This window comes from Bradyrhizobium sp. 4, from assembly GCF_023100905.1.
Classification (GTDB): Bacteria; Pseudomonadota; Alphaproteobacteria; order Rhizobiales; family Xanthobacteraceae; genus Bradyrhizobium.
This window is the reverse complement of record NZ_CP064686.1, coordinates 6,071,449-6,084,468: the sequence shown is the minus strand read 5'-3', so window position 1 is coordinate 6,084,468 and position 13,020 is coordinate 6,071,449. Positions and strand designations below refer to the sequence as shown.

The 13,020-nt window shown below is 64.6% G+C and carries 11 protein-coding genes; 5 read left to right on the top strand and 6 right to left on the bottom strand.

What is annotated here, in order from left to right:
* Positions 1 to 4: 4 nt before the first annotated feature.
* Positions 5 to 1,198, bottom strand: a complete 1,194-nt coding sequence (locus IVB45_RS29075) for an efflux RND transporter periplasmic adaptor subunit (RefSeq protein ID WP_247358491.1) — start codon at positions 1,196 to 1,198, stop codon at positions 5 to 7.
* Positions 1,199 to 1,453: 255 nt separating this feature from the next.
* Here IVB45_RS29075 and IVB45_RS29070 point away from each other — a divergent pair, with 255 nt between their 5' ends.
* Complete coding sequence (locus IVB45_RS29070; protein ID WP_247358499.1) at positions 1,454 to 2,272, top strand: ABC transporter substrate-binding protein; 819 nt, start codon at positions 1,454 to 1,456, stop codon at positions 2,270 to 2,272.
* A 36-nt stretch (positions 2,273 to 2,308) separates the two neighbouring features.
* On the opposite strand, the gene IVB45_RS29065 is transcribed toward IVB45_RS29070, so the two are convergent.
* The 5 genes from IVB45_RS29065 to IVB45_RS29045 all read right to left on the bottom strand — a co-directional run bounded on the left by IVB45_RS29065 (position 2,309) and on the right by IVB45_RS29045 (position 7,858).
* Positions 2,309 to 3,448: a YncE family protein gene (locus IVB45_RS29065; RefSeq protein ID WP_247358501.1), complete on the bottom strand. Its 1,140-nt coding sequence runs from the start codon at positions 3,446 to 3,448 to the stop codon at positions 2,309 to 2,311.
* Positions 3,449 to 3,601: 153 nt separating this feature from the next.
* Positions 3,602 to 4,675, bottom strand: coding sequence for a hypothetical protein (locus IVB45_RS29060; RefSeq protein WP_247358503.1), 1,074 nt, complete (start codon positions 4,673 to 4,675; stop codon positions 3,602 to 3,604).
* A gap of 41 nt (positions 4,676 to 4,716) precedes the next feature.
* Positions 4,717 to 5,166, bottom strand: coding sequence for a cupin domain-containing protein (locus IVB45_RS29055; protein WP_247358505.1), 450 nt, complete (start codon positions 5,164 to 5,166; stop codon positions 4,717 to 4,719).
* Positions 5,167 to 5,243: 77 nt separating this feature from the next.
* The gene (locus IVB45_RS29050; protein ID WP_247358507.1) at positions 5,244 to 7,085 is read right to left on the bottom strand and encodes an ATP-binding protein; all 1,842 of its coding nucleotides are present in this window, start codon (positions 7,083 to 7,085) and stop codon (positions 5,244 to 5,246) included.
* Between the two features lie 140 nt (positions 7,086 to 7,225).
* Positions 7,226 to 7,858 carry a cupin domain-containing protein gene (locus IVB45_RS29045; protein ID WP_027570599.1) on the bottom strand — a complete coding sequence of 211 codons (633 nt, stop codon included), beginning with the start codon at positions 7,856 to 7,858 and terminating at the stop codon, positions 7,226 to 7,228.
* 219 nt (positions 7,859 to 8,077) lie between these two features.
* Between IVB45_RS29045 and IVB45_RS29040 the strand changes: the two genes are divergently transcribed.
* The 4 genes from IVB45_RS29040 to IVB45_RS29025 are packed head-to-tail and all read left to right on the top strand — an operon-like array spanning position 8,078 to position 13,012.
* Positions 8,078 to 9,769 (top strand): peptide ABC transporter substrate-binding protein, encoded by a 1,692-nt coding sequence (locus tag IVB45_RS29040; protein WP_247358509.1) that lies wholly within the window; start codon positions 8,078 to 8,080, stop codon positions 9,767 to 9,769.
* Between the two features lie 27 nt (positions 9,770 to 9,796).
* Positions 9,797 to 10,747 (top strand): ABC transporter permease, encoded by a 951-nt coding sequence (locus IVB45_RS29035; RefSeq protein ID WP_027570601.1) that lies wholly within the window; start codon positions 9,797 to 9,799, stop codon positions 10,745 to 10,747.
* 2 nt (positions 10,748 to 10,749) lie between these two features.
* Positions 10,750 to 11,625, top strand: coding sequence for an ABC transporter permease (locus IVB45_RS29030; RefSeq protein ID WP_027570602.1), 876 nt, complete (start codon positions 10,750 to 10,752; stop codon positions 11,623 to 11,625).
* 58 nt (positions 11,626 to 11,683) lie between these two features.
* Positions 11,684 to 13,012: an FAD-binding oxidoreductase gene (locus IVB45_RS29025; RefSeq protein ID WP_247358511.1), complete on the top strand. Its 1,329-nt coding sequence runs from the start codon at positions 11,684 to 11,686 to the stop codon at positions 13,010 to 13,012.
* Positions 13,013 to 13,020 lie beyond the last annotated feature (8 nt).

The window sequence follows — 13,020 nt, the reverse complement described above, 5'->3', positions numbered from 1 at the left end:
CTACTTACTTGGCAGACGCCTGCGGCTGCTCGATCTTCGTCACCTGCGGGTCGATCTTCTGGCCCGGAATCACGCGCAAGAGCCCTGCGATCACCACGCGATCATCCGGCTTCAAGCCGCTTTCGATCACGCGCAAGCCGTTGTCCACGGGACCGATCTGCACCTTGCGCTGCTCGACAACGTTGTCGCCGTTGACGACGAGGAGATAGCGGCCGCCCTGGTCGCTGCCGAGCGCGGTGTCGGGCACGAGCAGGGCGTCCTTCTCCTGGGTGAAGGGCACGCGAACGCGGACGAAATAGCCGGGCAGCAGCACCCGCTTGTCGTTGGGCACGAGACCGCGCACCGCGAGCGTGCCCGTCGACTGGGTGAGGGTCGGGGCGACATAGTCGAGCCTGCCCTCATGCGGATAGCCGGCCTCGGTCTGCAGGCCGACTTGAATCGGAAATTGCTTCATGTCGGCGGCGGTGAGCCCCCGGCGAGCGGCCTCGGCACGGATGCGCAGCACGTCCTGCTCGTTGATTGTGAAGTTCACATAGATCGGATCCATCGCGACGATGGAGGCGAGCTGAGTCGGGGAGGAGACCCCGACGAGTTCGCCGATCGAGACCATATGCGCGCTGACGACGCCGTCGAATGGTGCGCTCACCTTGGTGTAGCCGTAGTTGACTTCGGCGAGGCGGGTGTTGGCCTGGGCCTGCTGGAGGTTGGCCTGTGCGTTGTCGCGGTTCGAGGTCGAAGTGTCCAGGGTCGCCTGCGAGACCGCTTGGCGCTGCACCAGTTCGGCCTGCCGCTTGAAGTCGGCTTCCGTCTGCCGGAGCGAGGCCTGCGCGCCGGCCTCGGCCGCCTGCGCCTGATCGAGCTTGAGCTTGTAGGTCTCAGGCTCGATCGTGAACAGCTGGGTGCCTTGCTTGACGAACGCGCCGTCTTGGTAGTCGATCGATTGAAGGAATCCTTGCACGCGCGCGACGAGATCGACATTCTTGACCGGCGCGGTGTTGCCGGTGGCCTCGACATACCGCGTCACCGGGCGCTGCACCGGCGCGGCGACGTCCACCTTGGGCGGCGGCGGGGCAACGAACGTATTCTTGTCCTCACAGCCGGCGAGGATGGCAACGGCCGCGACGGCGGCCACAGCCGGCCCGACATGCCTCCAGGCCCCAATGCGCTGTGCTGGTGATGCGAGATTCGCGCGCGTCATTCGGTGGCCCCGGTTGCTATCTGTCGGTGCGGCAGGCTACCAACAAACACCCGGCCATGGAACACCATAGCCATGGCAGTCAGCGGCCTTGAACTGCAAGCGGCGGTGTGGCCTTTGACGGGGTTTGTCATGACAAACCGCTTTTCATCGCGCGCACGATCGACCACAATTATCTCAAAGGCCGAGCGACGACGCGCGAAGCGTTCGGAACGAACAAGAGAAGAATAAAAGAAGAAAAGGTCGGGAGATCATGACATGCCCACGTCTCTCCAGTCGGTCCTTAAGTCGGTCCTTGCCGGCCTCGTTCTCGCCGCGGCCGTTGCCATGCCCGCGCTAGCCGATGGTCTGAAGGACGAGATCGCACCGACCGGCAAGCTGCGGGTTGCGATCGCAATCAGCCCGGCGGGCGGTGCATTCTGGTCTACCAAGACCGAAGCCGGTTATGCCGGCGTGCCCGTCGATCTCGGCAGGGAGATGGCCGCCCAGCTCGGCGTCCCCGTAGAATATGTCGTGCACCAGAATTCCGGCCAGATCACCGATGCGGCATCGAAAGGCGCTCTTGAGAAAGGTGCTTGGGATGTCACCTGGCTCCCCAAGGATCCCGAGCGCGAGACCAGGATGATGTTCGGCCCGATCTACGAGGTCGCGGACGCCACCTACATCGTGAAGGCCGGTTCGAACATCACCAGTTTTGCCACGCTCGACCAGTCCGGCATCAAGGTCGCGGCCGTCAACGCCACGACCACGATGCGCGGCGCGGTCGCGCATCTGAAGAACGCGAAGGTCACGGGCTATCAGACCTACGACGAGATCTTCGGCCTCCTGAAGAACGGCGAGATCGATGCCTTCGCGCTGTCGCGCGATCAGCTCAACAAGATGGCGCAGAAGGTTCCGGGCACGCGCGTGCTCGACGAGACCTTCAAGAAGACCGTCACGGCCGTCGCTGTGCCGCTCGGCCGTCCCCAAGCGCTGACCTTCGTCGCCAAGTTCATGAACGAGGCGGTGACGAACGGCACCTTGCGCAAGGCATATGACAACAACGGCCTGAAGGACACGCCGATCCGCACCGAATAAGGCGGCGGCGCAGGATGACTGCGCCGCGCTCCGGCCCTACGGCTCCGCGGTGCGGATGCCCGCGGGGCTCACTTGCATCTTGAGCGTGGATGTCTTGTTCAGCGCCTTGCCGTCGAACGAGAAGGCGATCAGCTCGTTTTCGACCATGCACTGGGCCACGACATATTTGGAGTCCTTGGACCACACCATGCCCTGGCACCAATGGCCGATCTTGGCTTCCGTCACCGGCGTAAGGTCAGTGCCAGAAATCTTGTAGACCTTGAGCAGGCCGAAATCGTTGAAGAACGGCGAGGCCGACGGCTTGTTCGAACCGTTCATGACGGTCACGGCCACGTAGTTGCCGTCCGGGGACATCTTCACGGCTTCCGGCGTCTGCCCGACGGTGACTGTCGTGACGACGCGGACCGGTTTCGCCGTCATGTCGATCAGGCTGATCGAGTCGTTGTCGCCGCTGCCGGTGAGGTCGATGTCGTAGGGGCGGATGCCCGCGGAGAGATCGCGCTTGGCGTACTCGACCTTGCTCCCGTCCACAGTCAGAAGCGAGATCTTGCTGTCTCCGTCGCGCGTGACCAGCGCGGTCGCGCCGTCATGGGAAAAGACGGCGTGGCTGGGTCCTGATTTGGCGTCGCCGAGCTGGATCTTGCCTGCCGCCGCAAGCGTGCTCCCGCTGATCGTGAAGACCGAGACCGTGCCTTCGCTGCGGTTCGCAACCAGTGCCAGCGTGCTCGCACGGTTGATCGAAACGCCGGCAGCGCCGGCGCCTGCTTGCAAGGTCGCCAGCACTTTGGGGGGTACGGATTTCAGGTCGATGACCGAGAGCTTGTCGTCGGGCACCGTCTTGGCCGGATCCGCAGGATCGAGCTTCATCGCGCCGGTGACGAGGGCGAACGCGCCATCCGGCGCAATGGCCACGCTCGGAGGCGGGCCGACGACGCTGGCCGGGGCGGGCACTTCGCCGAGAAGTTTCAAGGCACCCTCGGTGAAGTCGATGACGCTCACCGTGTCCGGCAGCGGCTGCTTGCGCACCACGGCGCTGCCGTTCTCGAGCACCATCTTGCCGTCATTGGCCGTGACGACGATCTCGGCATGCGCGGCGAGATTGGCCAGGCCGGCCAGCGATGTTGAGATCAAGGCCCATGCGGCACGGTGCGTGCGCTTGCGAAGAGCGGCTGTCATGTGTCCCCCCGAGATTTGTTCTTGTCCGGAGAAGCTAAATGCACCGGGCGCAGGACGCAATGACCAGGCGGCGACCGTTTGCCTTTGAAGACGCCGACGGACGGCTACAAGGCGGGAGCTAGCTCTCACCCGCGTGCCACGCGGCGACGCCCCTCAACGCGGCTTGATCTCCGCATATTTCGCCATCGCCTTCTCGAACTTTCGCTTGAACAGCCACATCGCGCCAAGGATTTCCCGGAAGCTTGCCGAGGTGCGCGCCCGGTCGGCCTGTCCGAATGCGAAGATGCTGTTGTTGCGCAGGTGCTTCATGATCGTCGGACTGGACACCCTGTAGTTCAGGAGATCGCCGGACTTGAGCGCCGACCGCGTCGGCGTAGGAACGATCTGGATCAGCTCGAACAGCTTCATCTGGTCGATCGGGTCGGGCAGCGTCTTCACGATTCCCGGGATCTCCCGGAAAACATCCGCATGCGCGTTCATCAGGCCGTCGCGCACGTTGGTCCAGTGATTGAAGCGATGATCGGTGCCGCGGGCGCGCGCCTCCTCCTTGTCGTCGCGCGCGCTCAACCCGGGATCGGCGGCCGCGATCTCGGCCTTGATGGTCTCCCATTTCCTGCGGCCGTTGCGGTCCTCGGATGGGCCGGTCTGGAAGCTGCCCATATAGGTGTTCGAGCGCCCGTTGCGGACGTTCTGCTTGCCGTTGGTCTCGGCGAAGAACAGCCCGAGGCTGATCCGGCCCGCGGCTTCGGCGTGGTCAGGCGCAAGCCCCTTGGCGCGCGCGATCGCGACCGCGAGATCGACTACGTCCTTGAACGGCGTCGCCGAGTTCTGCGCCCCGGCCGGCGGCGCTTCCATGATCTCGAACAGTTTTGAGTATTCGTCGACCAGCGGCTCGATGTCGGCATCGAAATAGGCCGGAGGTATCTCGAACTTGTTGGGCCTCCCGATCCGCGACGGCATGGCGTCGGTGAGATCCTTGTAAGCACTGATCACGGCGACGCGTGCCAGATACAGCGCCTGGCCCGGCAGATTCGGCAGCGGCTGCTTGGCGTCGATCTGGCGGCGCCGCTCGGCCAGAATCGCCTTGAAGTCGCCGAGCGCACGCTCGTAGCTCGCAACCGCCTCCGATTGCCTCGTCGTGAGCGTCTGCGCCCGGCTCGGGGCCAGTGTCGCAAGGAGCAGCCCAAGCGCCGCGATGATTGCGAGGAGTTGACGTCGTGCAGGCATGGCCGGTTCCCCCAACGATTCGTCGGTCGGGGGATCTTAGCCTAGTCGTTGGCTTCGGGCGGCAGGAAGTCGACCTCGTGCAGCGCCGAGATGCGCACGACCTCGGCCGGGTCGGTCAGGTCATGGAGCTGATTGAACAACGCCTCCAGCTTCTGCATCGGCGAGACCCAGAACAACGCACGGGCCGGCTTGTCGGATTTGTTGAAGTAGCCGTGCGGGATGCCCCGCGGCAGGCGCACGAGGTCGCCGGCGTGGGCCTTGACCCATTGGCCGTCGAGCTTGAGGTCGAGCGTGCCTTCCTGCACCAGGATGAATTCGTCTTGGGTCGGATGGATGTGCACCGGCACGAACTGGCCGGGATCGCTGTTGGTCTCGAACGCGAAAGTGGACTCGGTGACGGCCTTGGGGAAGTAGACCTGGCCGAGGATGTTCCAGGTCTTGCCGCCATAGCCCGTACCGTTCGCGGTGATGCCTTTTTCGAGTGACGTCATGGCTCGCCTCCAATGGGATTGTAACTGACACGGAGTGTTGCGCAGCAGCCATGCGCTGTCCATGCGCAAGACGCGCCCTAACGCCTGTCGCGTTCAGCGGCCTGCCTGCGCAGAAAGCCTTCGAGATCGGCCTGCACCGAATAGGGCGTCGGGATCGGATCGCCAACCGCGTCGACGGCGGTGTCGAGAGAGCGGCGCAGCATGCGCGCGAGCTCGGCCTTCCGATAGGGCTTTGTCAGAAGCGGCGCGGCCTTGGTGGCGCGTCCCTGCCCATGCGGAGCGTCGTAGGCATAGCCCGACGTGAACAGCACCCTCAGCGAGGGGCGCGCTGCCACCATCTCGTCGGCGAGCTCTCGTCCATTCAAGCTGCCGGCCATCACGATGTCGGTGAAAAGCAGGTCGAAGGGCGTGCCTTCGGCCGCGATGGCGAGTGCCTCGGCCGCATTGGCGGCCGGGATGACCTTGTAGCCGAGGCTTTCGAGCTGGACCGTAACGTACTGGCGGACGTCGCGGTCGTCCTCGACACAAAGGATGGTTTCCGTCCCGCCCACGACCTTGCGCTCGTCATAGCCGGTCGGGCGAAGCGTGCTCGCCTCCGCCTTCGGCAGGTAGATCGTGAAAATCGTGCCGCGTCCTTCTTCGGAAGCGACCTTGATGCCGCCGCCGGACTGCTTGATGAATCCGAACACCATGCTGAGCCCAAGCCCCGTGCCCTTGCCGACGTCCTTGGTCGAGAAGAAGGGATCGAAGATCCGCTCGAGAATGGCCGGCGGAATGCCGGTGCCGGTGTCGGCTATCTCGATCTCGACATAGTCGCCGGCATAGCCGGCCCCGACCGCCACGGCCTCGCGGACGCCGAACACGACGTTGCGCGTCGTCAACGTCAGTCTGCCGCTGTCCAGCATCGCGTCGCGGGCGTTGATCGCGAGGTTGAGAAGTGCCGAGCTCAATTGGCCGCGATCGACGAGGGCGAGCCAGATGTTGCCGTCGAGCCGGGTCACGATCTCGATCTTCTTGTCGAAGGTTGCCCGAAGCAGCTTTGCGAGCTCTTCGAGCAGTTCGTTGATGTCGCTCTCGGCCGGCCTGAGCGCCTGCTTGCGGGCAAAGGACAACAGGCTCGACGTCAGCGCGGCGCCGCGGTCGGCGGCGTCGCTGATCAGCTTGGTGATGGTCGCAAGCGGCGGATTGTCCTTCACGGCGTCGGCGAGGATCTCGATCGTGCCCGTGATTACGGTGAGCATGTTGTTGAATTCGTGCGCGATGCCGCCGGTGAGCTGGCCGATCGCCTCCATCTTCTGGGCCTGGATCAGCTGCTCCGCGGCGGCGCGCTTCTGGGTGACGTCCTTGACGAAATTGTTGATGAGGGTGCGCCCCCCGATGCGGAGCGCCGTGCTGGAGGCCTCGATCAGGATCTCGTCGCCCTCCCGGTGCAGCAGGGTCGCTTCGAACCGGATGCCGATCGGCGTATCCGACAATTCCGGCAGCAGCCGCATCATGCGTTGCCTGAAGCCGTCGCGCAGCGGCTCGGCGATGAGGAGGTTGACGACGTCGGTGCCGAGCGCCTCCTTGCGCGTCCATCCAGTCAGGGCCTCGGCCTGAAGACTCCATTCCAGCACGATGCCACTCTGGTCGGTCTGAATGAAGGCGTCGAGCGCGGTCTTGATGACGGCTTGCGTCATCTGCGCGCTGGCCTGCGCCTGCTCGGTCAGTAGCGCGGCGGCGCGTTTTTCCTGCGCGGTTTCGATCGCGCGCGTGCACAGACGAGCGAGCAGGACCGCAATGGCGCCGCTTGCGAGCAGGGCGACGATCTGGGCAATGCCGAACCCGGTTCCGGTCGCGGCATAGGAGACGAGGAGAGCCGCCGCGGTCACGATGACCTGCGCGGCCATCGCGAGTGTCAGAAGCCCCCTGAGTTTCATGGTCTCACACCAACGCGTCAGTCGCGGCCCCCGTGGCCGCCCTGTCAATGTCCGGCTCCACGTCAGCTACAGATGTGAGCTACAGATTCCGCGCGGCGGCGTCGAGGGGCAATTTGCGGTGGTGCCGGGTTGGCGGCGCTTCAACCTGCCGGCGAATCGGTCTGGCGCAGCGTGGTCACCCAGATCACGCGGGCCGTCTGCTGGGTCGGGTTGTCGAACATGTGCGGAACGATGCTCGGAAAGCGAAAGCTGTCGCCGGCCTCGAGCAGATGGGCCTGGTTGTCGAGCCACAGCCGCAGGCTTCCCGAGAGGATATAGCCCGCCTTCTCGCCGGTGTGCTGCAGGAAATCAGTGCCGGACGAGGCGCCGGGATTGAGCGTGAGCTCGTAGAGTTCGAGCTGGCCTTTGTCTGCCGGCGTCAAGGCCTCCTTGACGACACCGCTGGCGGTGAGCCGCAGCAGACGCCGGCTGTTCTTGCGCACGATGTAGCGCTGCACATCGGCGGGATCGGTGGTCTCGAAGAAATAGGAGATAGGAACGTCGAGCGCGATGCTGAGCAGGCGCAACGTCCGTATCGACGGCATGGCACGCGCGCGTTCGAGCTGGCTGATCATGCCGTTGGAGAGGCCGGTCTTGTTAGCAACGTCCTGGATCGAAAGGCCCGCACGCTGCCGCAGCAGCCGCACGGTCTCGCCCAGGCGCTGGTCGACGGCATCGTCGGCCTCGGTCGCCGGGGCATCCTTCGGATCGCTGATCTCGCCGCGACCATCCATGTCGCTCTCCCGTGCATCATCTCAGCCCCGGACAACGACGGTCTGGAGCTTCAGTCGAAGTGAAAAGGTCGCGCATCCTAGCAATGCGATTGACAGCTGTATTTAGTCGTGATGAACTTTTGATAGAAAAATTTAGAAGCACTAAAGCCCACTCCTGTCCCTTTGCCGGGGATCTCGGGGCGCGGGAGACGGTGCCGCGTGCGACAACGGAGAGTGGTCATGGCGGACGACACCGGGAAGTTCGGCGTTGGGGCACTGCATCTCGGCAATCCGAATCGCCGTCAGATATTCCAGCTCGGCGCGGGCGCCGCGGCGGGATGGACGCTTTCAGGCAACGCATTCGCGCAGACCGAACGCCCGACCAATCCGCCCGACAAGCCGCGCGGGCAGGTGATCGCGGCGCTATCGCAGGAGCCGACGGTCTTTCATCCCCTGATGCCGGGCATCGAAGTCGATCAGGGCATCTGGTGGCAGGTGTTCTCGCCGCTCTGGTTCATCGATCCCGACGGCCAGTTCGTTCCCGACCTCGCCCGCGAAGTCCCGACCCTCGAGAACGGCGGCCTGTCGGCCGACGGCCTGACCTGGAAGATCAAGCTCCGCAGCGACGTGAAATGGCACGACGGCACGCCGTTCACGGCCGACGACGTCAAGTTCTCGCTCGAGCTGATCAACAATCCCGATTTCCGCGCGCGCAGCCGCGTCGGCCATAGCCTCGTGAAAGACATTAAGGTCGTCGCGCCCGACGAGATTCACTGGCGTATGGAAGCTCCCTATTCGCCCTACATGTCGATCCTGGGATCGCTGACCTTCATCGTGCCAAAGCACATCCTGGAGAAGGTGACCGATCCGAACGCCTCGCCGTTCCACAACGCGCCTGTCGGCACTGGACCGTTCCGCTGGGGCGAGCGCGTGCCGGGCGACCACATTCAGTTGAATGCTCACGCCGGCTATCACGGCAAGGGGCCGTACGTCGAACGCGTGGTGTTCAAATACATTCCCGATCTCACCGTCCTCTACACCCAGTTCCGCACCGGCCAGGTCGACTACACCGGCCTGCAAGGCATTCTGCCAAACTTCGTGCAGGAGGCGAAGACGCTGAAGGGCCGCAAGATCTTCGTCTCCTCGACGTCGTCGGTGGAGCACATCGCACCCAATCTGGAGTTCGGCGCGTTGGCGGACCGCACCGTGCGCGAGGCGCTGTATCTCGCGATCAACAAGCAGGCGATTATCGATGCGCTGAACTACGGTTTGCCGACGCAGACCGAAAGTTTCGTGCCGCAACAGGCCTGGTCGTTCCAGCAGGGACTGCCGCAGCACAAATACGATCCGGCCAAGGCCAACACGCTGCTCGATGCGGCCGGTTGGGTCCGCGGCGCCGGCGGCGTGCGCGAGAAAGGCGGCGTCAAGCTCGAATTCACCAATTCAACGACGTCGGGCAATGCGGTGCGCGAGCAGACCCAGCAGTTGCTGATCCAGGACTGGCGCGCAATCGGTGCCGCGATGCGCGTCAACAACATGCCGGCCGCGGTGATCTGGGGCGACTTCTGGCAGCAATCGAAATTCAACTCGGTGATCGTGGGGGTGAATTTCATGCTCGGCAGCGACCCCGACGTGACGCCCCGCTTCGGCTCCGGCGCCATTCCTGCCAAGGGTGGCCGCGGCTACAACACCTATCAGTATCGCAACCCGGAGGCCGATCGACTTCTCGCAGAAGGTGCCAAGCAGTTCGATCTGGCGCAGCGCAAGACGACCTATGGCAATCTGCAGAAGCTCATCCGCGACGACCTCGCGATCCTGCCGCTGTTCCAGGGCTTCATTGCCGAAGGCGTGAAGGAAGGACTCCAGGGTTTCCGCCCCAACATCAACATGTCGATCAACTGCTGGAACATCCGCGAATGGTATTGGGCCTGATGGTTCAGGTGCGCGAGATCGCCTGAGATGGCCCGTTACGTCGCCAATCGCCTGGCGCAGGCGATCATGTTGCTGGTGATCGTGTCCGCGATCGGCTTTGCCATCCTGCATCTGGCGCCGGGCGGCCCGCTCTCGCAATTCGCGGCGTCCGCGCAGATGACCCAGGAGGATCTCGATCGCGTCACCAGGCAGCTTGGCCTCGATCGTTCGCTGCCGATCCAGTATCTCGACTGGTTCGGCCGGATGCTGAGGGGCGATTGGGGCCGCTCGTATCGCGACGGCGAGCCGGTGCTGGCGGTGATCTCGTCGCATCTTGGCGCCACTCTGGAACTGATGGCGACTGCGACCATCATCGCGGTCCTGCTCGGCTGCTGGATTGGCGTGCTCGGTGCGCTGCGCCGCTATTCGCTGTTCGATTCGCTAGCAACCGTCGGCGCCATGATCGCATTGTCGATCCCGACCTTCTGGTTCGGCCTCGTCACCATCTATGTGTTCTCGGTGAAGCTCGGCTGGCTGCCGGCGGGCAACCGGCAGACCGTCGGCGATGGCTCGCCGCTCGATCTGCTTCATCATCTCATTGCGCCGGCGCTGGTGCTGGCGCTGGTCGAGACCGCGATGTGGGGCCGCTTCATGCGCTCCTCGATGCTCGAAGTCATCAACCAGGACTACATTCGCACCGCGCGCGCCAAGGGCATGCCGGAATGGCGAATCCTTACGGTTCACGCCTTGCGGAACGCGCTGCTGCCGATGATCACGGTGGGCGGCCTTCAGTTTCCGACGCTGCTCGGTGGTGCGCTGGTCGCCGAGACCGTGTTCACCTGGCCCGGCATGGGCCGGCTGTTCCTCGATTCTATCGGCTATCGCGACTATCCCGTGGTGATGGGCATCCTGATGTTCTCGGCGGTCATGGTGCTGATCGGATCGCTGCTCGCTGACATCCTCTATGCCGTCGTCGATCCGCGCATCCGGGTGGGCTAGGGATGACGACTGCCGCCCTCTCCACCGATCAAATTGCGCCGGGCCAGGCCGCGTGGCGGCGATTTCGTCGGCACCGGCTTGCGCTTGCAGGCGCGGTGATCATTCTCGTCCTTGTTCTCGGTTCGGCATTCGGGCCGTACCTCCTGCCGTTCGACGACACCTATATCGACATCATGAAGCGGTTCGCACCGCCGCTGTCGGGCGCGCACATCCTCGGCACCGACGAGCTCGGCCGCGACGTGCTGGCGCGGCTGATGATGGGCGCGCGTGTCTCGCTGTCGATCGGCTTCGTCGCGATGGTGATCGCGATGGCGGTTGGCATCGTCGTCGGCGCCTTCGCCGGCTTCTATGGCGGCGTGGTCGGCGCGGTGCTGATGCGGCTCGTCGATGCGATGCTGTGCTTTCCGACCATCTTCCTGCTGCTTGCGCTCGCGGCGCTCATCGAGCCCGGCTTCGTCACCACCACGGTGCTGATCGCGGCAACCGCCTGGATGTGGGTGGCCCGCGTCGTCGAGGCCCAGGTGCGCTCGCTGCGGGAACGCGAGTTTGCGGTTGCTGCACTCGCGTTCGGCTCGTCGAACCTGCGGATCATGTTCCGCGAGCTCGTACCGAATGCGATTGCGCCGATCGTGGTGGCGGCGACGCTGAACGTCGCCAAGGCAATTCTGCTGGAATCCTATCTCAGCTATCTCGGTTACGGCATCCAGCCGCCGGCCGCGAGCCTCGGCAACATGCTCAACAACGCACAGATCTATCTCACCAGCGCGCCCTGGCTCGCGATTGCGCCGGGCCTTGCCATCACGCTGGCGGTGACGAGCTTCAACTTCCTCGGCGACGGCTTGCGCGACGCGCTCGACCCGCGGATGAACATCCCATGATCTGCAAACTGGCGACGAGCCGAGCTGTCTCGATCGAACTGAATATCTGGAGTGTCCTATGTCCCCGCCGCTCACCCGTATAAACAGTGACGAACGCCTGCCGGCGCAGGTGGATGTCGTCGTCATCGGCGGCGGCGTCATCGGCGTTTCCGCGGCCTATCATCTCGCGAAGAAGGGCCTCTCCGTCGCCCTGATCGAGAAGGGCCATGTCGGCGGCGAGCAGTCGAGCCGCAATTGGGGCTGGTGCCGCCAGCAGGGTCGCGCGCGTGAGGAGATCCCGCTGGCCCGCGAGGCGCTGCGCCTGTGGGAGGACATGCAGAACGATGCCGGCGTCGATGCCGGCTTCCGCCGCACCGGCGTGCTGTTCCTGACCAAGAGCAAGGATGAGCTCGCGAGTTGGGAGCGATGGGCCGCAACGGCGCGCGAGATGCAGGTGCACTCGACCGTCCTGACGCCGGCCGAGGTCGCCGAGCGTCTGCCCGGCAATTCCGAGACATGGGTCGGCGGCCTGCACACGCCGAGCGACGGGCGCGCCGAGCCGTCGATGGCTGTGCCCGCGCTTGCGACCGCCGCGCGAAAACACGGCGTCACCATTCACCAGGGCTGCGCCGCGCGTGGGTTGGAGACGCAAGGCGGACGGGTGAGCGCCGTCGTCACCGAGAATGGTACCATTCGCACGCAATCGGTGCTGCTGTCGGGCGGCGCCTGGTCGTCGCTGTTCTGCCGACGCCACGGCATCGAGCTGCCGATCGGTCTCGTCAACGCCACCGCATGCCGGACCACGCCGGGGCCGGAGATCACCTCCGGCGCGCTCGGCACCGACTTCTATTGCATCCGCCGCCGCCTCGACGGCGGCTTTACGCTGGCGCTGCGCAATCGCGGCACGGTCGAACTGTCACCCGACCTGTTCCGCTACGCGCGAACCTTCTGGCCCACCTATCTGCATCGCAAGAACGGGTTGAAACTGTCGTTTGGCAAATCCTTCTTCGACCAGCTCATGCGCGGCACGAGCTGGAGCTTGGACAAGCCGTCGCCATTCGAGACCGAGCGCGTGCGCGATCCCGCGCCTGACATGTCGCTGGTCAATGCAGCGCTGGCTTCGCTGATCAAGTCGAACCCTGAATTGAAGGACATCGAGATCGCGGAAGCCTGGGGCGGGACGATCGACTGCACGCCGGATACCATTCCGGTCATCTCGTCGGTCGACGCCATGCCCGGCTTCTTCCTGGCCACCGGCTTCTCCGGCCACGGCTTTGGCATCGGTCCAGCGGCCGGCAAGCTCGCCGCCGACATCGTGACGGGCGCGACGCCGCTGGTCGATCCCGCGGCCTACAGCCACAGGCGCCTGATCGACGGCCGCCGGCTCGCGCCGGTCAGCCCGTTCTGAGGGTTTGG

Coding starts and splice junctions, on each gene's coding strand:
- IVB45_RS29050 (WP_247358507.1), bottom strand. CDS start 7,085: ATGAAACTCAGGGGGCTTCTGACACTCGCGATGGCCGCGCAGGTCATC.
- IVB45_RS29070 (WP_247358499.1), top strand. CDS start 1,454: ATGCCCACGTCTCTCCAGTCGGTCCTTAAGTCGGTCCTTGCCGGCCTC.
- IVB45_RS29045 (WP_027570599.1), bottom strand. CDS start 7,858: ATGGATGGTCGCGGCGAGATCAGCGATCCGAAGGATGCCCCGGCGACC.
- IVB45_RS29035 (WP_027570601.1), top strand. CDS start 9,797: ATGGCCCGTTACGTCGCCAATCGCCTGGCGCAGGCGATCATGTTGCTG.
- IVB45_RS29025 (WP_247358511.1), top strand. CDS start 11,684: ATGTCCCCGCCGCTCACCCGTATAAACAGTGACGAACGCCTGCCGGCG.
- IVB45_RS29030 (WP_027570602.1), top strand. CDS start 10,750: ATGACGACTGCCGCCCTCTCCACCGATCAAATTGCGCCGGGCCAGGCC.
- IVB45_RS29075 (WP_247358491.1), bottom strand. CDS start 1,198: ATGACGCGCGCGAATCTCGCATCACCAGCACAGCGCATTGGGGCCTGG.
- IVB45_RS29055 (WP_247358505.1), bottom strand. CDS start 5,166: ATGACGTCACTCGAAAAAGGCATCACCGCGAACGGTACGGGCTATGGC.
- IVB45_RS29040 (WP_247358509.1), top strand. CDS start 8,078: ATGGCGGACGACACCGGGAAGTTCGGCGTTGGGGCACTGCATCTCGGC.
- IVB45_RS29065 (WP_247358501.1), bottom strand. CDS start 3,448: ATGACAGCCGCTCTTCGCAAGCGCACGCACCGTGCCGCATGGGCCTTG.
- IVB45_RS29060 (WP_247358503.1), bottom strand. CDS start 4,675: ATGCCTGCACGACGTCAACTCCTCGCAATCATCGCGGCGCTTGGGCTG.